The following is a 21,611-nucleotide window of genomic DNA, read 5'->3' as shown; positions in this document are numbered from 1 at the left end:
GGCGTCCGGCGACACCGCGACGCCCGATGACCGCCACCCCGGAGACCGGCCCGGCGCCGGCGCCCGCCCAGTGACCCACCGCCGCCCCCGGCCACCCGCCGGGGGCGGCGCAGCAACCCCGCGACCGCGGCAGCGCCCGGTGGCGGGACGCGTCGTGCCCAGGACCGACCCGAACGGGTCACACCGGTTGGAGCGCCGATGAGCGAGTCGGAGAACGTCGTGCCCGAGTCCACCGCACCGAACCCGGTCGTGGACCGGCTGGCCGGCCTGCACCGGGCGGAGCAGGAACGCGTGCTGCTGGAGGTCGTGCTCCGGCAGGTCGCCGAGGTCCTCGCGGCGGCCCTGCCGGACGCGCCGCCGACCGCGGACGCCACGCGCCCGTTCCGCGACCTGGGCTTCGACTCGTTGGCCGCGGTCGACCTGCACCGCAGGCTCGGCGCGGCCACCGGCCTGGCGCTGCCGGTGACGCTGGTCTACGACCACCCCACGCCGCTGGCCGTGGCGCGGTTCGCGCTGGAACGCGCGCTCGGCGAGGACGTGGCGGTCGAGATCGCCGCCCCGGTCGTGGCCGGACGCCACGACGAGCCGATCGCGGTCGTCGGCATCGGCGTGCGCTACCCCGGCGGCAGCGACACCCCCGAGAAGCTGTGGGACGTGGTCGCGCAGGGCCGCACCGTGATCGGCGGGTTCCCGACCGACCGCGGCTGGGACCTCGACGCGCTGTTCGACGACGAGCCGGGCAAGCCCGGCAAGTCCTACGTCCGGCGTGGCGGTTTCCTCGAGGACGCGGCGGAGTTCGACGCGGAGTTCTTCGGCATCAGCCCGCGCGAGGCGCTGGCCATGGACCCCCAGCAGCGGCTGGTGCTGGAGACGGCGTGGGAGGCGCTGGAGCACGCCGGCGTGGACCCGCTCGGGCTGCGCGGCAGCGACACCGGCGTCTACATCGGGGTGGAGCCCCAGGACTACGGCCCGCGGCTGCACCAGGCGCCCGAGGGCCTGGACGGCTACCTGCTGACCGGCAACGCGCCCAGCGTCGTGTCCGGCCGGCTCGCCTACGCCTTCGGCCTGGAGGGGCCGACCGTCTCGGTGGACACCGCGTGCTCCGGCTCGCTGGTGGCGCTGCACCTGGCGGTGCGGGCACTGCGCAACGGCGACTGCTCGATGGCCCTGGCCGGCGGTGTCGCGATCATGGCCCACCCCGGCGCGTTCACCGCGTTCAGCACGCAGCGCGGCCTGGCGCCGGACGGGGTGTGCAAACCGTTCGCGGCGGCGGCCGACGGCACCGGCTGGGCCGAGGGCGCGGGTGTCGTCGTGGTCATGCGGCTGTCCGACGCGCTGGCCGCCGGGCACCGGGTGCTCGGCGTGGTGCGCGGCACCGCCATCAACCAGGACGGCGCGTCCAACGGCCTCACCGCGCCCAGCGGCCCCGCCCAGCAGAAGGTGATCCGGCGCGCGCTGGCCGACGCCGGCCTCGAACCGTCCGAAGTGGACATGGTGGAGGCGCACGGTACCGGCACCCGCCTCGGCGACCCGATCGAGGCGCAGGCGCTGCTGGCCACCTACGGCCAGGGGCGCGACGAGCCGCTGTGGCTCGGCTCGATCAAGTCCAACATCGGCCACAGCCAGGCCTCGGCGGGCATCGCCGGCCTGGTGAAGGTCCTGTACGCGATGCGCGAGGGCGTGCTGCCCAAGACCCTGCACGTCGACGCCCCCACCCCGAACGTCGACTGGGGCTCCGGCGCCGTCGAGCTGCTGACCGAGTCCCGCCCGTGGCCCCGGGGCGACCAGCCGCGGCGCGGCGCGGTGTCGTCGTTCGGCGTCAGCGGCACGAACGCGCACGTGGTCCTGGAGGAGCCGCCCGCCGCCGAGCCCGTCGCGCCGCCGGAACCGGAGCCCGTGGTGCTCGTGGTGTCCGCACGCGGCAAGGCCGCCCTGCGCGCCCAGGCCGACCGCCTCGCCGGGTTCCTCGCCGAGCCCGACCCGCGCACCGGCACCCCGCCGAACCTGGTCGACACCGCGCGCGAGCTGGCCACCCGCCGTGCCGCGCTGGAGCACCGCGCGGTGATCTTCGCCGAGGACCGCGACGACGCCGTCCGCGCGTTGACCGCGCTCGCCGGGGGAGAAGACGCTCCCGGCCTGGTGCGCGGCGCGAAGGGACCCGGGCTGCTCGCCTTCCTGTTCACCGGCCAGGGCAGCCAGCGGCTGGACGCCGGCAGGCGGCTCTACCGCGCGTTCCCCGTGTTCGCCAAGGCGGTGGACGCCGCGTGCGGCTGGCTCGACCTGCAGTTGGAGCACCCGCTCGGCGACGTGATGTTCGCCGCGCCGGGCAGCGACCTGGCCGCGTTGCTCGACCGGACCTCCTACGCGCAGAGCGCCCTGTTCGCCCTGGAGACCGCGCTGTACCGGCTGGTCGAGTCGTGGGGCGTGCGCCCGGACGTGCTCGTCGGCCACTCGCTGGGCGGGATCACCGCCGCGCACGTCGCGGGCGTGCTGTCGCTGGAGGACGCGGCGTTGCTGGTCGGCGCGCGCGGCCGGCTGATGCAGGCGCTGCCCGCCGGCGGCGCGATGGTGTCCGTGCGCGCCGGCGAGGACGAAGTGCGCCCGCTGCTCGCCGGCCGGGAGCACGAAGTCGACCTCGCCGCGGTCAACGGGCCGCGCGCCGTGGTGCTGTCCGGCGCGGAGGACGCCGTGCTGGAGATCGCCGGCGTGCTCGCCGAGCGGGGCGTGAGGACCAAGCGGCTGCGGGTCGACCGCGCCTTCCACTCGCCGCTGATGGAACCGGTGCTCGCCGACTTCCGGCGGGTCGCCGAGGTGATGACCTACTCGCCGCCGACGATCCCGATCGTCTCCGACGTCACCGGCCGGCCCGCGACCGCCGACCAGCTGTGCGCGCCGGAGTACTGGGTCGGGCAGGTGCGCCGCGCGGTCCGGTTCCACGACGCCGTGCGGCACCTCGCGGACAGCGGGGTGACCACGTTCCTCGAGCTGGGCCCGGACCCGGTGCTCACCGCGATGGCGCAGGACACCGTGGACGACGCGGAGGCGGCCTTCGCCCCGTTGCTGCGCAAGGACCGCGACGAGGTCGCCGACGTGCGCGCCGCCGTGGCCCTGGCCCACGTGCGCGGCGCCGGGGTCGACTGGGCGGCGCTGCTGCCCAAGGGCGTCGGCGCGCGCGTGGACCTGCCGACCTACGCGTTCCAGCGCACGCGCTTCTGGCTGGAGTCCGGTCCCGCCGGGGCCGACGCCGCCGGCCTGGGCCAGCGCGCCGCCGACCACCCGCTGGTCGGCGCGGTGGTCGGGCTCGCGGGCGGCGACGGCGTGGTGCTCACCGGCCGGGTGTCCCGGCGCACGCACCCCTGGCTCGCCGACCACACGATCTCCGGCGCGGTGCTGCTGCCCGGCACCGCGTTCGTGGAGCTGGCGGTGCGCGCCGGCGACGAGGTCGCCTGCCCGGTGCTGGAGGAGCTGACCCTGGAGGCGCCGCTGGTGCTGCCCGACGAGGGCGGCGTGGTGCTCCAGGTGGTGGTGGACGCGCCCGGCGACGACGGTCGCCGCACCGTGACCGTCCACACGCGACCGGAGAACTCGCCCGGCGCGGTCGTGTGGACGCGGCACGCGGGCGGTGTGCTGGCCGCCGGCCCCGTGCCCGCGCCGCGACCCCTCGACGCGTGGCCGCCGGTGGGGGAGCGGGTGGACGTCTCCCGCGTCTACGCCGACCTGGCCGAGCGCGGCTACGGCTACGGACCGGTGTTCCGAGGTCTGCGCGCGGTGTGGCGCCACGGCGACGACGTGTACGCCGAGGTGGCGTTGCCCGACGGCGAGCGGGCCGCGGCCGCCGACTTCGGGCTGCACCCCGCCGTGCTCGACGCCGCGCTGCACGCGCTGGACGCGGCGGGCGTGGGCCCGGCGGACGAGGTGCGCATCCCGTTCGCCTGGAGCGACGTCGTGCTGCACGCCTCGGGCGCGTCGGCGGTGCGGGTCCGGATCTCACCGGCGGGCGACGACGCGGTCACGCTGACCGTCGCCGACCCGAGCGGGGCGCCGGTCGCGACGATCGGGTCGTTCGTGTCCCGCGCGGTGACCGCCGAGCAGTTGGCCGCCGCCCGCCGCGAGCACCACGAGTCGCTGTTCCGGCTGGAGTGGACCGGCAGGCACGCCGCGCCCGCGCCGGCCGGTCGCGCCGTCGCCTTGGGCGCGAGCCGTCCCGGCATCACCGGGTACCCCGACCTGACCGCGCTGTCGACGGCGCTGGCGACCGGCGTGGCGGTGCCGGAGGTGGTGCTCTACGAGGTGCCCGCGGCGGGCGGTGACCCGCTCACCGCCGTGCGCGCCTCGGTGAACGCGGTGCTGGACCTGCTGCGCGCCTGGTTGGCCGACGAGCGGTTCGCGTCGTCGCGGCTGGTCGTGGTGACCCGTGACGCGGCGTCCGACGACTTGGCGCACGCCTCGGTGTGGGGTCTCGTGCGCGCCGCGCGGGCGGAGCACCCCGACCGGTTCGCGCTGGTCGACCTGGACGGCGCCGAGGCGTCCGCCGCCAGGCTGGTCGACGCCGCCGCCACCGGTGAACCGGAACTCGCGGTGCGCGAGGGCGCGGTCCTGGCGCCGAGGCTGGCCAGGGTGCCGGTCGTGGCCGGTCGGTCTGCCGGGTCGTTCGGTGGTGGGACGGTTTTGGTGACTGGTGGTACGGGTGGTTTGGGTGCGGTGTTGGCTCGGCATCTGGTGGCTGGTCATGGTGTGCGGTCGTTGGTGTTGGCGAGTCGGCGTGGTCTTGATGCGGTTGGTGCGGTGGAGTTGCGCGACGAGTTGGTCGCGGTGGGTGTGCGGGTGGAGGTGGTGGCGTGTGATGTGGCGGACCGCGTTGCGGTGGCGGGGTTGTTGGCCGGTATCGCCGACCTGACCGCCGTGGTGCACGCGGCCGGTGTCGTCGCCGACGGCACGATCGGCACCCTGGACGCCGAGCAGGTCGACACCGTGCTGCGGCCCAAGGCCGACGCCGCCTGGCACCTGCACGAGCTGACCCGCGACCGCGAGCTGACCGCGTTCGTCCTGTACTCCTCCCTCGCCGCGCTGCTGGACAACCCCGGCCAGGGCAACTACGCGGCGGCCAACGCCTTCCTCAACGCCCTCGCCTCCCGCCGCCGCGCCGAGGGCCTGCCCGCGACCGCGTTGACCTGGGGCCTGTGGCTCGGCGAGGACGGCATGGGCGCGGTGCTCGACGAAGCCGCGCTCCAGCGCGTCGAGCGCTCCGGGATGCCGGGCCTGACGCCGGCGGAGAACCTGGCTCTCCTCGACGCCGCGCTGAGCACGGCGGAACCGGTCGTCGTGCCGGTCCGCCTCGACCTGGCCGCGCTGAGCGCCCGCGTCGACGGCGTGCCCGCGCTGCTGCGCGGCCTGGTGCCGGCGGCCCGGCGCACGGCGGGCGGGGCGGTGGCCGGTGGCCCGGCGCCGCTGGCCGGGCTCGCCGACCTGCCCGAGGCGGACCGCGACGCCAAGCTGCTGGACCTGGTCCGCACCCACGTGGCGGCGGTGCTGGGCCACGGGAGCCCGCAGGCCATCGAACCGCGCAAGGCGTTCCGCGACCTGGGGTTCGACTCGTTGGCCGCGGTGGAGCTGCGCAACCGGTTGAACGCCGTGACGGGGTTGCGGCTGCCCGCGACCCTGGTGTTCGACCACCCGACTCCGGTGGCGCTCGTCGCGCACATCCGGGAGAAGGCGCTCGGCGCGGCCACCCCGACGGCCGCGCCGGGCCACCCCGTCGACCGGGTCGCGGCGGTGGTCGACGAGCCGATCGCGATCGTCGGCATGAGCTGCCGCTACCCGGGCGGCGTGACGACGCCCGAGCAGCTGTGGGACCTGGTCGCGAGCGGCGCGGACGGCATCACGCGGTTCCCCGAGGACCGCGGGTGGAACGTCGCCGACCTGTACGACCCGGAGCCGGGCAAACCCGGCAAGACCTACTCCGTGGAAGGCGGCTTCCTGGCCGACGCGCTGGACTTCGACGCGGAGTTCTTCGGCATCGGTCCGCGCGAGGCGACGGCGATGGACCCGCAGCAGCGGTTGCTGCTGGAAACCACCTGGGAGGCGTTGGAGCGGGCGGGCATCGACCCGTCGTCGCTCAAGGGCAGCCCGACCGGCGTGTTCGCGGGCGTGATGTACCACGACTACGCGTTGCGGCTGAACCACATCCCCGAGGACCTGGCCGGGTACCTGGGCAACGGGTCGTTGGCGTCGGTCGCGTCCGGCCGGGTGTCCTACGTGCTGGGGCTGGAAGGTCCGGCGGTCACCGTCGACACGGCGTGCTCGTCGTCGCTGGTGTCCATTCACCTGGCGGCGCAGGCGTTGCGCAACGGCGAGTGCTCGCTGGCGCTCGCGGGCGGCGTCACGGTGATGGCGACACCGGACACGTTCCTGGACTTCAGCCTCCAGCGCGGGCTGGCCGGCGACGGCCGGTCCAAGTCGTTCTCCGCGGACGCCGACGGCACTGGCTGGTCCGAGGGCGTCGGCGTGGTGGTGTTGGAGCGGTTGTCGGACGCGCGGCGCAACGGTCATCAGGTGTTGGCGTTGTTGCGTGGGTCGGCGGTGAACCAGGACGGTGCGTCGAACGGCCTCACCGCGCCGAATGGTCCGTCTCAGCAGCGGGTGATCCGGGCGGCGTTGGCGAGTGCGGGGTTGTCGCACACCGAGGTCGACGCGGTCGAAGCGCACGGCACCGGCACTCGGTTGGGTGACCCGATCGAGGCGCAGGCGGTGATCGCGACCTACGGCCAGGACCGTTCGGAGCCGCTGTGGTTGGGCTCGATCAAGTCCAACATCGGCCACACGCAGGCGGCGGCGGGCGTCGCCGGTGTGATCAAGATGGTGATGGCGATGCGCCAGGGCGTGCTGCCCAGGACGCTGCACGTGGGCGAACGCACGCCCCAGGTCGAATGGTCCGAAGGCTCCGTCGAGCTGTTGACCGAAGCCCGTGCGTGGCCCGAGACCGGACGTCCGCGCCGGGCGGGTGTGTCGTCGTTCGGCATCTCCGGCACGAACGCGCACCTCGTCCTCGAACAGGCGGCCGACGAACCGGACGTGGTGCGGTCCGAGGTTCCGCTGCGGGTGCCGATCGTGCTGTCCGGCCGCACGGACCAAGCCGTGCGCGACCAGGCGGCCCGGTTGGCGCGGCGGCTGACCGCCGAGCCCGACCTGGCGCTGCCGGACGTGGCGCGTTCGCTGGCCACCGCCCGTGCCGCGCACGAACGGCGGGCCGCCGTCGTCGCCGCCGACCGGGACGGCCTCCTCGCCGCGCTGACCGGGCTCGCCGCCGGTGACAGCGGGTCAGGCGTGGTCCAGGGCGGCCGGGTGCCCGGTGGCTTGGCGGTGTTGTTCACGGGGCAGGGTTCGCAGCGGATCGGCATGGGTCGTGAGCTGCACGCTCGGTGGCCGGTGTTCGCGTCGGTGTTCGACGAGGTGTGCGCGGCGGCGGACGTGGAGTTGGGTCGTTCGTTGGCGGAGGTGGTGTTCGGGGACGATCAGGTGGCTTTGGACGACACGGCGATCAGTCAGCCGGCGTTGTTCGCGTTCGAGGTGGCGTTGTTCCGGCTGTTCGAGTCGTGGGGCGTGCGGCCCGATCACGTCGCCGGCCACTCGGTGGGCGAGATCGCGGCGGCGTACGTGGCGGGGGTGTTCTCGCTGGCGGACGCGGTGAAGTTGGTGGTGTCGCGCGGCGCGTTGATGGCAGAGATGCGGTCGGACGGCGGCATGGTCGCGGTGGTCGCCGGCGAGGACGAGATCCGCACGTGGCTCGCGGGTGTCGAGGACAAGGTGGACGTGGCGGCGGTCAACGGCCCGCGTTCGGTGGTCGTGTCGGGTGACCGCGCGGTGCTGGACGAGTTGGTGATGCGGTGGAAGGCGGAAGGCCTCAAGTCCCGCGCGCTGCGGGTGTCGCGCGCGTTCCACTCGCCGCACGCCGAGGCGGTGTTGGACCGGTTCCGCGAAGTGGTGCGCTCCTTGTCGTTCGCGGAACCCAGGGTGCCGGTGGTGTCGAACGTGACGGGCCGGGTCGCCGGTCCGGGTGAGTTGACCGATCCGGAGTACTGGGTGCGTCACGTGCGGAGTGCGGTGCGCTTCCACGACGGTGTGCGCGCGCTGGAAGAGCGGGGCGTCACGACCTACCTGGAGATCGGCCCGGACGCGGTGCTCACCGGCCTGGGCCAGGACTGCCTGGTCGACCCGACCCCGGCGTTGATGGTGCCGGCGGTGCGCGCCGACCGGTCGGAGACCGCGACCGCGGCGCTGGCGCTCGGCGCGTTGTTCGTGCGCGGCACGGAACCGGACTGGGCCGAGCTGGTCGGCGACTCCCGCGTGGTGGACCTGCCGACCTACCCCTTCCAGCACCGACGCTACTGGCTGGACGCGACCAGCGGGCCCGGCGACGTCACCGCGGCGGGACTCGGCCCGGCCGGGCACCCGCTGCTCGGCGCGGCGGTCGCCACGGCCGACAACGGCGGCGTGCTGCTGACCGGGCGGCTGTCGCTGGGCACCCACCGCTGGCTGGCCGACCACGCCGCCGCGGGCACGACCCTGCTGCCCGGCACGGCGTTCGTGGAACTCGCCGTGCGCGCCGGCGACCAGGTCGGCTGCGACCGGGTCGAGGAGCTGACCCTCGAAGCGCCGCTCGTGCTGCCCGCACGCGGTGGCGTGGTGCTCCAGGTCGCGGTGGGTGGCGAGGACGCGACCGGGCGACGAGCGGTGACCATCCATTCGCGCCTCGACGGGGCCGAGGACGCGTGGACGCGGCACGCCACCGGTTTCGTGGACCGCGCGCCCCGCACCGCGCCCGACCGGCTCACCCAGTGGCCGCCCGCCGACGCGACCCGCGTGGACGTGGCAGCGCTCTACGACGAGCTGGCCGCCGGCGGTTACGACTACGGGCCGGTGTTCCGGGGGCTGCGCGCCGCCTGGCGCTCCGGTGACGACGTCTACGCGGAGGTGGCCCTGCCCGACGGCGTCGCCGACGCGGCAGCCTTCGGCCTGCACCCGGCGCTGCTGGACGCCTGCCTGCACGCGACCGGCGCGGGCGGCGACGAGGGCGTCGTCGAGCTGCCGTTCGCCTGGACGGGCGTGTCGCTGCACGCCACCGGCGCGACCGCCGTCCGGGTGCGGGTCACCCCGGTCGGCGACCACGCGGTGGCGCTGCTGCTCACCGACCCGGCGGGCGATCCGGTGGCGACGGTCGAGGCGCTGGTCACCCGGCCGGCGCCGGTCGCCGCGCTGACCGCCGCGACCGGCCCGGACGTGCTGTACCGGGTCGACTGGGTGCCCGCGTCGGCGACGCCCGCCACGGGCGCGCTGACCGAGGTGACCGATCTCGCCGAGCTGGACGACGTGCCGGACTGGGTGCTGCTGCGCCCGGCGCCCGCCACCGCCCGGTCCACGGTGGACGCCGTGCTGACGGCCGTGCGCACGTGGCTGGCCGATGACCGCTTCGCCGCCGCGCGCCTGGTCGTGACGACCTCGGGCGCGGTGCCCGCCGGTGGCACCACCGTGGACGAGACCGTCGCGCCCGCGTGGGGGCTGGTGCGGGCCGCCCAGGCGGAGAACCCGGACCGGTTCGTGCTGCTGGACCTGGACGACCCGGCCGCCGACCCGCGCCCCGCGCTCGGGTCGGCGGAGCCGGAGGTCGCGGTCCGCGCCGGCGCGCTGCTCGTGCCCCGGCTGGCCCGGGCGACCGGCGGGCCCGCCTTCGAGTGGACCGACGAGGACCGCGTGCTGGTCACCGGCGGCACCGGTGGCCTGGGCGCGCTGGTGGCACGGCACCTGGTCGGGCGTGGCGTGCGGTCGTTGGTGCTGACCAGCCGCCGGGGCCTCGACGCGACCGGCGCGGTGGAGCTGCGCGACGAGCTGACCGCGGCGGGCGCCCGGGTCGAGGTGGTGGCGTGCGACGTCGCCGACCGCGACGCGGTGGCCGCCGTGCTGGCCGGCGTCGACGGCCTGACCGCGGTGGTGCACGCGGCGGGCGTGCTGGCCGACGGGCTCGTGTCGGGCATGACGCCCGAGCAGGTGGACACCGCGTGGCGGCCCAAGGCCGACGGCGCGCGGCACCTGCACGAGCTGGCCGGCGACCTGCGCGCGTTCGTGCTGTTCTCCTCCGCCGCCGGCGTGGTGGACGGCGCGGGCCAGGGCAACTACGCCGCCGCGAACGCCTACCTCGACGCGCTCGCGCACGCCCGCCGCGCGCGGGGCCTGCCCGCCGTCTCCCTGGCCTGGGGCCTGTGGGAGCAGCGCAGCGGGATGACCGCGCACCTGTCCGAGGCCGACGTGGCGCGGATGGGCCGGGCCGGGCTGCCCGCCCTGCCCACCGCCGACGGTTTGGCCGCCTTCGACGCCGCCCTGGCGGCGGACGACCCGGCGTTGGTGCCGGTCAAGCTCGACTTCACCGCCCTGCGCGCTCGCGGCGGGCACCTGCCACCGCTGTTCCACGGCCTGGTGCGACCGGCGCGGCGCGCGGCGGGCACGGTCCGCGCGGGCGGCGCGGACTTCGCCGACGACCTGGCGGCCCGGCCCGCCGCCGAGCGCGACCGGGTGCTGCTGGACCTCGTGCGGGCGCACGTGGCGGCGGTGCTGGGGCACGACAGCCCGCAGGCCGTGGAACCCGGACGCGCGTTCAGCGAGATCGGGTTCGACTCGCTGGCCGCGGTGGAGCTGCGCAACCGGTTGAACGCCGTGACGGGGTTGCGGCTGCCCGCGACGCTGGTCTTCGACTACGCCACCCCGGTGGCGCTCGCGACCCACATCGGCGCCACGGTGCTCGGCGACGGGCCGGGGGTCGAACCGGCGCCGCCGCCGGCTCGACCGGTCGACGACCCGATCGCCATCGTCGCGATGAGCTGCCGCTACCCCGGCGGGGTGAGCACGCCCGAGCAGCTGTGGCGGCTGGTCGCGGACGGGGTGGACGCGGTGTCGGAGTTCCCCGGCGACCGGGGCTGGGACGTGGACGCGATCTTCGACCCGGAACCGGGCTGCGCCGGCAAGACCTACGTGCGCGAAGGCGGTTTCCTGCGCGACGCGCTGGACTTCGACGCGGAGTTCTTCGGCATCGGTCCGCGCGAGGCGACGGCGATGGACCCGCAGCAGCGCCTGCTGCTGGAGGCGTCCTGGGAGGCGTTGGAGCGGGCGGGCATCGACCCGCTGTCGCTCAAGGGCAGCCCGACCGGCGTGTTCGCCGGCGTGATGTACCACGACCACGGCACCCGGCTGCGCGAGGTGCCCGAGGACATCGCCGGGTACATCGGCAACGGCAGCATCGCCAGCGTCTTGTCCGGCCGCGTGTCCTACGTGCTGGGGCTCGAAGGTCCGGCGGTGTCGGTGGACACGGCGTGCTCGTCGTCGTTGGTGTCCATTCACCTGGCGGCGCAGGCGTTGCGCAACGGCGAGTGCTCGCTGGCGCTCGCGGGCGGCGTCACGGTGATGGCGACACCGGACACGTTCGTCGACTTCAGCCTCCAGCGCGGGCTGGCCGGCGACGGCCGGTCCAAGTCGTTCTCCGCCGACGCCGACGGCACGGGCTGGGGCGAGGGCGTGGGCCTGCTGGTGCTGGAACGCCTGTCCGACGCCCGGCGCAACGGCCACCAGGTCCTGGCGCTGCTGCGCGGGTCGGCGGTCAACCAGGACGGCGCGTCCAACGGCCTCACCGCGCCGAACGGCCCCTCGCAGCAACGGGTGATCCGGGCGGCGCTCGCGGCCGGCGGCGTGCGGCCCGCCGACGTGGACGTGGTCGAGGCGCACGGCACCGGCACCCCGCTCGGCGACCCGATCGAGGCGCAGGCGGTCATCGCCACCTACGGCCAGGACCGGGACACCCCGCTCTACCTCGGCTCGATCAAGTCGAACATCGGCCACACGCAGGCGGCGGCGGGCGTCGCGGGCGTGATCAAGATGGTGCTGGCGATGCGGGCGGGCGAGGTGCCGCGCACGCTGCACGTCACCGAGCCCAGCCCGCAGGTCGACTGGGAGCTCGGCGCGGTGCAGCTCCCGACGAGCACGGTGCCGTGGCCGAGGACCGGGCGTCCGCGCCGGGCCGGTGTGTCGTCGTTCGGCATCTCGGGCACCAACGCGCACGTCGTGCTGGAACAGGCGCCCGCCGAGGACCCGGCGGACGCGCCCGAGCCGGTCGGGGCCGGGCCGGTCGAATTCGGGCCGGTCGGGGCCGGTCCGGTGCCGTTCGCGCTGTCCGGCCGGACCCGCGCGGCGGTGGCGCAGCAGGCCGCGCGGCTCGCCGCCCACCTGGCCGAGCACCCCGACCTGCGGGCGGAGGACGTGGCGCACTCCCTGGTCACCACGCGGGCCGCGCTGGAGCACCGCGCGGTGGTCGTGGGCGAAGACCTGGCCGAGCTGCGGGCGGGCGTCGTGGCGCTCGCCGAGGGCGACGCTGCCGCCACCCCGGTCGAGGGCGTCGCCGGCGCCGATCCCCGCGTGGTGTTCGTGTTCCCCGGTCAGGGCACGCAGTGGGCGGGCATGGCCGTGGAGCTGCTCGACTCCTCGCCGGTGTTCGCCGAGCGGATGGCCGAGTGCGCCGCCGCACTGGAGCGGCACGTGGACTGGCGGCTGCTCGACGTGGTGCGCGGCCTGCCCGGCGCCCCGCCGCTGGACCGCGTCGACGTCGTGCAGCCCGTGCTGTGGTCGGTGATGGTGTCGCTGGCCGAGCTGTGGCGGTCGCACGGCGTGCGCCCGGACGCGGTCGTCGGGCACTCCCAGGGCGAGATCGCGGCGGCGGTCGTCGCGGGCGGGCTGTCGGTGCGGGACGGCGCGGCGGTCGTGGCGCTGCGCAGCCTGGCGATCGCCGAGGACCTGGCGGGCAAGGGCGGGATGATGTCCGTGCTGCTGCCCGTGGAACGGGTGCGCGAGCACCTGACGCCGGGCGCGTCCGTCGCGGCGGTCAACGGCCCGGCGTCGGTGGTGCTCTCCGGCGACCCGGCCGCGCTCGACGCCGCGGGCGAGGCGTTGACGGCCGGCGGCGCGCGGGTGCGCCGGGTGGCGGTGGACTACGCCTCGCACTCGTCGCACGTGGAGGCGCTGCGCGAGCGGCTCGCCGAGGTGCTGGCGGGCATCGCGCCGCGCACCGGGAGCGTGCCGTTCTACTCGACGGTCACCGCCGAGCCGGTCGACACCGCGACGCTGGACGCCGACTACTGGTACGCGAACCTGCGCGAGACCGTGGACTTCATCGGCGCCACCCGCGCGCTGGTCGCCGACGGCCACACGGTGTTCGTCGAGTGCAGCCCGCACCCGGTGCTCACCGCCGCCGTGCAGGACACGGCCGACGCCGGCGGGATCGAGGTCGCCGCCGTCGGTTCGCTGCGCCGTGACGACGGCGGCCCGCGCCGGCTGCTGCTGTCCCTCGCGGAGGCGTGGACCCGCGGCGCGCCGGTGGACTGGGCGGGGCTGCTCGCCGACGCCGCTCCGCGCACGGTCGACCTGCCCACCTACGCCTTCCAGCGCCGCCGCTTCTGGCTCGACGCGACCGCGCCCGCGGGCGACGTGTCGTCGGCCGGCCTCGGCTCCGCCGAGCACCCGCTGCTCGGCGCGGTGGTCACCGTCGCGGACGCCGACGAGGTGCTGCTCAGCGGCCGGCTGTCGTTGTCCTCGCACGCCTGGCTGGCCGACCACGCGCTGTCCGGGACGCCCCTGCTGCCCGGCACCGCCTTCGTCGAGCTCGCGCTCCGGGCCGGTGACGAGGTCGGCTGCGACCTGGTGGAGCAGCTCACGATCGAGGCGCCGTTGCCGCTGCCAGGCCGCGGCGGGGTGCGGGTGCAGGTCCGGGTCGGCGCGCCCGACCCGACCGGCCGCCGTGCCGTGACCGTCCACTCGCGACCGGACGACCGGGACGGCCCGTGGACCCGCCACGCGTCGGGCTCGCTGGCGGAAACCGGCGCGGAGGCGGACTTCGAGCTGACCGCGTGGCCGCCGGCAGGCGCCGAACCGGTCGACCTGACCGGCGCTTACGACGTGCTCGCCGATCGCGGGTACCAGTACGGCCCGGCGTTGCGCGGGCTGCGCGCCGCGTGGCGGGCCGGTGCCGAGGTGTACGCCGAAGTCGCGCTGCCCGAGGGCGTGGCCGCGACCGGCTTCGGCCTGCACCCGGCGCTGCTCGACGCCGCGCTGCACGCCGCCCTGGTGGTGGAGGACCCGAGCGGACCGCCCCAGGTGCCGTTCGAGTGGACCGGTGTCGGGTTGTTCGCGACCGGCGCGACGGCGCTGCGCGTGACGTTGACCCCCTCGGACGCGAACGGCCTGGCCATCCGGATCGCCGACCACACCGGCGCGCCGGTCGCCGTCGTGGCGGCCCTGCTCTCCCGCGAGGTGTCCGCGCCGGCCGGTGGCGTGGCGGACGCGCTGTTCGGCATCGACTGGACCCCGCTCACCGCCGAGCCGACCACCGGGCGGATCGTGGTGCTCGGCGCCGGGCTGGGCAAGTACGTGCCGCAGGTCGCCGGACTGGCCGAGCTGACCGACGTGCCCGACTGGGCGGTGCTCCCGGTCGTCCCGGCGGGCGACAGGTCCACCGTGGACGACGTGCTGGCGGTGGTCCGGGACTGGCTGGCCGACGAGCGGTTCGCCGCGGCCCGCCTGGTCGTGCTGACCCGGGGTGGCGCCGACGCGGGCGACGCGCCGGTCGACCCCGCGGTGGCCGCGGTGCACGGTCTGGTGCGCGCGGCGGCCTCGGAGCACCCGGACCGCTTCGTGCTGGTGGACACCGACCGCTGGCCGGTCGGGTGGGACGAGCTGACCTCGGCGCTCGGCGCGGGCGAACCCGAGGTCGCGATCCGCGACGAGGAGCTGTTCGCCCGCCGCCTCGTGCGGGTGCCGGTCGTGGCCGGTCGGTCTGCCGGGTCGTTCGGTGGTGGGACGGTTTTGGTGACTGGTGGTACGGGTGGTTTGGGTGCGGTGTTGGCTCGGCATCTGGTGGCTGGTCATGGTGTGCGGTCGTTGGTGTTGGCGAGTCGGCGTGGTCTTGATGCGGTTGGTGCGGTGGAGTTGCGCGACGAGTTGGTCGCGGTGGGTGTGCGGGTGGAGGTGGTGGCGTGTGATGTGGCGGACCGCGTTGCGGTGGCGGGGTTGTTGGCCGGTATCGCCGACCTGACCGCCGTCGTGCACGCCGCCGCCGCACTCGACGACGCGCTCGTCACCGACCTGGACGGCGCGCGCTTCGACACCGCGTGGCGGCCGAAGGCCGACGGCGCTCGGCACCTGCACGAGCTGACCGGGGACCTGACGGCGTTCGTCGCCTTCTCGTCGGCGGCGGGCGCGGTGGACGGCGGCGGCCAGGGCAACTACGCCGCGGCCAACGCCTACGTGGACGGCCTGGTCCACGCCCGCCGCGCGGCCGGCCTGCCCGGCACGTCGCTGGCCTGGGGCTTCTGGCAGCAGCGCAGCGGGATGACCGCGCACCTCACCGACGCCGACGTGGCCCGCCTGGCCCGCTCGGGCCTGCTGGGGCTGACCACCGAGGAGGGCTTGGCGCTGTTCGACGCGGCGCTGGCCGCCGACCGGGCGCTGCTCGTGCCGATGCGGCTGGACACGGCGGCGCTGCGGGCGCGGGACGAGGTGCCCGCGTTGTTCCGCGCGCTGGTGCGCAAGCCCGCGCGCCGGGTGTCCGGCCCTTCGGCCGCGGGCGGGCCGTCGCTCGCCGACCGGCTCACCGCGCTGCCCGGGACCGAACGCGACCACCTGCTGCTGGAGCTGGTGCGCACGCACGTGGCGGCGGTGCTGGGTCACGACGGCGTCGAGGCGGTGGAACCCCGCAAGGCGTTCCGCGACCTGGGCTTCGACTCGTTGGCGTCGGTGGAGCTGCGCAACCGGCTCAACGCGGTGACGGGGTTGCGGTTGCCCGCGACCCTGGTGTTCGACCACCCGACACCGGTGGTCCTCGCGGCGCTGCTCAAGTCCGAGCTGCTGGGCGAGGACACCCCGGTGCGGACCGCTGCCACCCCGGCCGCGGTGTCCGACGACCCGATCGTCGTCGTCGGCATGGGCTGCCGGTTCCCCGGCGGGGTCACCACACCCGAACAGCTGTGGCAGCTGCTCGCGGCCGGGCGCGACGGCATCTCGCCCCTGCCGTCCGACCGGGGTTGGGACGTGGAGGCCCTGTACGACCCGGAACCGGGCAAGGCGGGCAGGTTCTGCGCGCTGGAGGGTGGCTTCCTGCACGACGCCGCCGACTTCGACCCCGCGTTCTTCGGCATCTCGCCGCGTGAGGCGTTGGCGATGGACCCGCAGCAGCGGCTGCTGCTGGAGACGTCCTGGGAAGCGTTGGAGCGGGCGGGCATCGACCCGACCGGCCTGCGCGGCAGCCACACCGGCGTGTTCGTGGGCATCATGTACAACGACTACGCGACCCGGCTCAACCACATCCCGGAGGACCTGGCGGGCTACCTGGGCAACGGGTCCTTGGCGTCGGTCGCGTCCGGCCGGTTGTCCTACGTCTTCGGCTTCGAGGGGCCGTCGTTGTCGGTGGACACGGCGTGCTCGTCGTCGCTGGTGTCGATCCACCTGGCGGCGCAGGCGTTGCGCAACGGCGAGTGCTCGCTCGCCCTCGCGGGCGGCGTGAGCGTGATGGCCACCCCGGACACGCTGATCGACTTCAGCCTCCAGCGCGGCCTCGCGCCCGACGGTCGGGCGAAGTCCTTCTCCGCCGACGCCGACGGCACCGCGATGTCCGAGGGCGTCGGCGTGGTGGTGTTGGAGCGGTTGTCGGACGCGCGGCGCAACGGTCATCAGGTGTTGGCGTTGTTGCGTGGGTCGGCGGTGAACCAGGACGGTGCGTCGAACGGCCTCACCGCGCCGAATGGTCCGTCTCAGCAGCGGGTGATCCGGGCGGCGTTGGCGAGTGCGGGGTTGTCGCACACCGAGGTCGACGCGGTTGAAGCGCATGGCACCGGTACTCGGTTGGGTGATCCGATCGAGGCGCAGGCGGTGATCGCGACCTACGGCCAGGACCGCCCGGAACCCCTGTACCTCGGTTCGGTGAAGTCGAACTTCGGGCACACGCAGGCGGCGGCCGGCGTGGCCGGGGTGATCAAGATGGTGATGGCGCTGCGCGAGGGCGTGCTGCCGAAGACGTTGCACGTGGGGGAGCGCACGCCGCAGGTGGAGTGGTCGGAGGGCGCCGTCGAGCTGTTGACGGAGGCCCGCGCGTGGCCGGAGACGGGTCGTCCGCGTCGGGCCGGTGTGTCGTCGTTCGGCATCTCCGGCACCAACGCGCACCTCGTGCTGGAGCAGGCTCCCGCACCGGAGCCGGTCCCGGTGGACACCGACACCGCGGCGCCGGTCGCGCCCCTGCTGGTCTCGGCGGTCGGCGAGGCGGCCCTCCGGGCGCAGGCGGCCAACCTGCGGGCGGCGCTGGTCGGCGGCCTGCCGCTGGCGGACGTGGTCCGCGCCGCCGCCACGACCCGGTCGGCGCTGGAGCACCGGGCCGCCGTGTCCGCCACCGACCCCGATGCCGTCGTCGCGGCGCTGGACACGCTGGCACGTGACGGCGAAGGGCCGGGCGTGGTGCGCGCGGATCGTTCCGCGGGCCGGCTGGCGGTGTTGTTCACCGGGCAGGGTTCGCAGCGGATCGGCATGGGTCGTGAGCTGCACGCGCGGTGGCCGGTGTTCGCGTCGGTGTTCGACGAGGTGTGCGCGGTGGCGGATGTGGAGTTGGGTCGTTCGTTGGCTGAGGTGGTGTTCGGGGACGATCAGGTGGCTTTGGACGACACGGCGATCAGTCAGCCGGCGTTGTTCGCGTTCGAGGTGGCGTTGTTCCGGTTGTTCGAGTCGTGGGGCGTGCGGCCGGACTTCCTGGCCGGTCATTCCGTGGGTGAGATCGCGGCGGCACATGTGGCGGGGGTGTTCTCGCTGGCGGACGCGGTGAAGTTGGTGGTGTCGCGTGGTGCGTTGATGGGGGAGATGCGGTCGGACGGCGGCATGGTCGCGGTGGTGGCGACCGAGGAGGAGGTGCGGCGCTGGCTGGTCGGCTCGGAGGGCCGGGTGGACGTGGCGGCGGTCAACGGCCCGCGTTCGGTGGTGGTGTCGGGTGACCGCGCGGTGCTGGACGAGTTGGTGGTGAGGTGGCGGGCGGAGGGTCGCAAGACCCGCGCGCTGCGGGTGTCGCGCGCGTTCCACTCGCCGCACGCGGAGCCGGTGTTGGACCGGTTCCGCGAAGTGGTGCGCTCCTTGTCCTGTGCGGAGCCGCGGGTGCCGGTGGTGTCGAACGTGACGGGCCGGGTCGCCGGTCCGGGTGAGTTGACCGATCCGGAGTACTGGGTGCGTCACGTGCGGGGTGCGGTGCGCTTCCACGACGGTGTGCGCGCGCTGGAGGACCAAGGGGTCACGACCTACCTGGAGATCGGCCCGGACGCGGTGCTGACCGGTCTCGCCCAGGAGTGCTTGCTCGACCCGACCCCGGCGTTCCTGGCGCCGGCGTCGCGGGCCGACCGGTCGGAGGCCGCGACCGCCGCGCTGGCGCTCGGCGCGCTGTTCGTGCGCGGCGCGGAACCGGACTGGTCGGCGGTGTTCGCCGGGTCCGGCACGCGGGCCGTGGACCTGCCGACCTACCCGTTCCAGCGCCGCCGCTACTGGCTCGACGTGGTCGACGGCGGCGCGGGCCACCCGCTCGCGGGCGAGGTCGTGGCGCTCGCCGACGACGGCGTCCTGCTCACCGGTCGCGTCTCACCGGCCGCGCAGCCCTGGCTGGCCGACCACGTGGTGGCCGGGCGGGTGCTGGTGCCCGGCGCGGTGCTGGCGGAGCTGGCGGTCCACGCGGGCGACCAGGTCGGCTGCGACCGGGTCGAGGAGCTGACCCTCGAAGCGCCGCTCGTGCTGCCCGCGCGCGGCGGCGTGGTGCTCCAGGTCGCGGTGAGCGGCCCGGACCCGTCCGCGCGCCGGTCGTTGACCGTCCACACGCGACCGGACGTCCCCGGCTCCGAGTGGACCCGCCACGCCACCGGTGTGCTCGCCACCGGCCTCGCGGCTCCGGCCGCCGACTGGGACGAGTGGCCGCCCGCCGGCGCGGTGGAGGTCGACCTGACCGGGTGGTACGACGCGCTGGCCGATCGCGGCTACGCCTACGGCCCGGCGTTCCGCGGCCTGGTGGCGGCGTGGCGGCGCGGTGACGACGTGTTCGGCGAGGTGGTGGCGGACGACGCGACGGCCGCCGGGGCGGACCGGTTCGGCCTGCACCCGGCGCTGCTGGACGCGGCGTTGCACACTACCGGCCTGCTCGACGACGAAGACGGCGACGGGGTCAGCGTGCCGTTCGCCTGGCGCGACGTCGTCCTGCACGCGTCCGGCGCGTCGGTGCTGCGCGTGCGGTTGAGCCGGGCCGGGGACGGCGGCTACGCCTTCGAGCTGGCGGACGCCGCCGGCGCGCCGGTCGCCTCGGTCGGATCGCTGGCGGTGCGCCCGCTGCCCGTGCCCGAGCAGGGGTCGGCCGCGCTGCACCGGGTCGACTGGACGTCGGCGCCCGGCGCGGCCGCCGCCCCGGTGCGGGCGGCCGTGGTGGCGCCCGAGCCCCGGTTCGGCGCGGTCGCGCACCCCGACGTGGCCTCGGCCGCGGCCTCCGGCGCGGACTTCGTGCTGCTGCCGCTGGAACCGACCTCGGGCGACGATCCGGCCGCGGCCGGTCGCGAGGCGGTGACGCGACTGGTCGACGTGCTGCGGGACTGGGTCCGCGGCGCACCGGCGGCCCGGTTGGTGGTCGTCACGACCGGCGCGGTCGCGGTCGCGCAGGACGAGTCGGCGGTGAACCTGGCGCACGCGCCGTTGTGGGGACTGCTGCGCTCGGTGCAGGCCGAGCACCCCGGCCTGGTCGTGGCGCTGGACGTGGACGGGCGCGCCGAGTCCGACCACGCCGTGGCCGCCGCCCTGGCCTCGGATGAGCCGCAGGTGGCGGTGCGCGGCGGCCGGGTGCACGTGCCCCGGCTGGTGCGGGCGGCCGACGGTGCCCGCCCCGACTTCGGTGCCGGCACGGTGCTGGTGACCGGTGGCGCCGGCGGGATCGGCGCCGCGGTGGCCAGGCACCTGGTGACCGCCCACGGTGTGCGCAGGCTGCTGCTCGTCGGCCGGCGCGGGCCGGCCACGCCGGGCGCCGAGGAGCTGGTGGCGGACCTGACCGCGGTGGGTGCGGCGGTCGAGGTGGCGGCGTGCGACGTGGCCGACCGCGACGCGCTGGCGGCGTTGGTGGCCGGGGTGGAGCTGTCGGCGGTGGTGCACGCGGCGGGGGTGGTGGACGACGCGCTGCTGACCGACCTCACGGCCGACCAGGTGGACGCGGTGTGGCGGCCGAAGGCCGAGGCGGCGTGGCACCTGCACGAGCTGACCCGCGACCACGACCTCAAGGCGTTCGTGCTGTTCTCGTCCCTGGTGTCGGTGCTCGGCGGCGCGGGCCAGACGGCCTACGCGGCGGCGAACGCGTTCCTGGACGGCCTGGCGCGGGCACGTCGGGCGCAGGGGTTGCCGGCCACGGCCCTCGCCTGGGGCCTGTGGCACGGGGTCGACAGCGGCATGACCGCGGGCCTCGACGACCGGGACCTGCGGCGGATGGCGGAGTCGGGCGTGGTGGCGCTGAGCCCTCGGGAAGGGTTGGCGCTGTTCGACGCGGCGGTGGCGGGAGACCGGGCGGAACTGGTCCCGGCGCGGGTGGACTTCGCGGCGGCGCGCTCGGCCCCGGGCCCGGTCGCGGCCGTGCTGCGCGGCGTGCCGCGTGGCGGGCGCCGTGCCGCGCGGGCCGTCGAGCCGGACGCCGTGCGGCTCGACGCGCTGTCGCCGGGCGACCTCCGCGCGCACCTGCTGGAGCTGGTCCGTGCCGCGACCGCGGCCGTGCTGGGCCACGACGGCCCGCAGGCGGTCGACCCGGCCAAGGGCTTCCTGGACCTGGGCTTCGACTCGCTGGCGGCGGTCGAGCTGCGCAACCGGCTGGGCGAGCGGCTGGACGTGCGGCTGTCGGCGACGCTGGTCTACGACCACCCCACGCCGGCGGAGGTGGCGGACTTCCTGGTGGTCGAGCTGGGCGGCGCGGGCGAGGCGGCGCCGTCGCTGGAGGACGAGCTGGCGCGGTTGGAGGCGGTGCTCGACGTGACCGCGCCGGACGAGGAGGAACGCGCCCGCGTGGAGGCGAGGCTGCGCGCGCTGGTGGCCCGGCTGGCGCCCGGCGTGCCCGAATCGGGGAACGGGGAAGCGTCGCTCGACGCCGTGACGGCCGACGAGCTGTTCGACATCCTCGACGAGGAGTTGGAGACGACGGACTGACCGCGGTGGTGGATCGTGGTTGCGCTCTCACGCTCCGTGTCCGCCGGGGACGGCCCGGTCCCCGGCGGACACCTCGCGGGGTGAACGTGAGCCGGCCACGACCACTCTGTGGTGCTAATCCGTACGGCCGTACCGACACAACGAGTCATGGCGGCCCGAACCCCGATTAATGCGGAAATCCTTCGGGCCGAGGGTGGGCCGGGTCACCAAAATGGGTGGCCCCGTTCGGGCGTGACCAATCGCCTTCCGTGCATTACCCGGAGGGGCCGAGTGGCGGTCGAGTGGAAACCGATGTCATGATCGACTGCTACTCGGGTCGCTGAACTGTGACTTTGTGGGTGATT

General features: G+C 75.5%; 1 protein-coding gene. It reads left to right on the top strand.

Annotated features, from left to right (window positions below):
• Positions 1 to 198 precede the first annotated feature (198 nt).
• A complete protein-coding gene (locus tag IOD16_RS17955) occupies positions 199 to 21,267 on the top strand; it encodes a type I polyketide synthase (protein WP_201440953.1) in 21,069 nt (7,022 codons plus the stop codon).
• Positions 21,268 to 21,611: the final 344 nt, after the last annotated feature.

Origin of the sequence: Saccharothrix sp. 6-C (genome assembly GCF_016695385.1) — a bacterium.
Taxonomy (GTDB): domain Bacteria; phylum Actinomycetota; class Actinomycetes; order Mycobacteriales; family Pseudonocardiaceae; genus Actinosynnema; species Actinosynnema texasense.
This window is presented reverse-complemented; position numbering and strand designations above follow the sequence as displayed.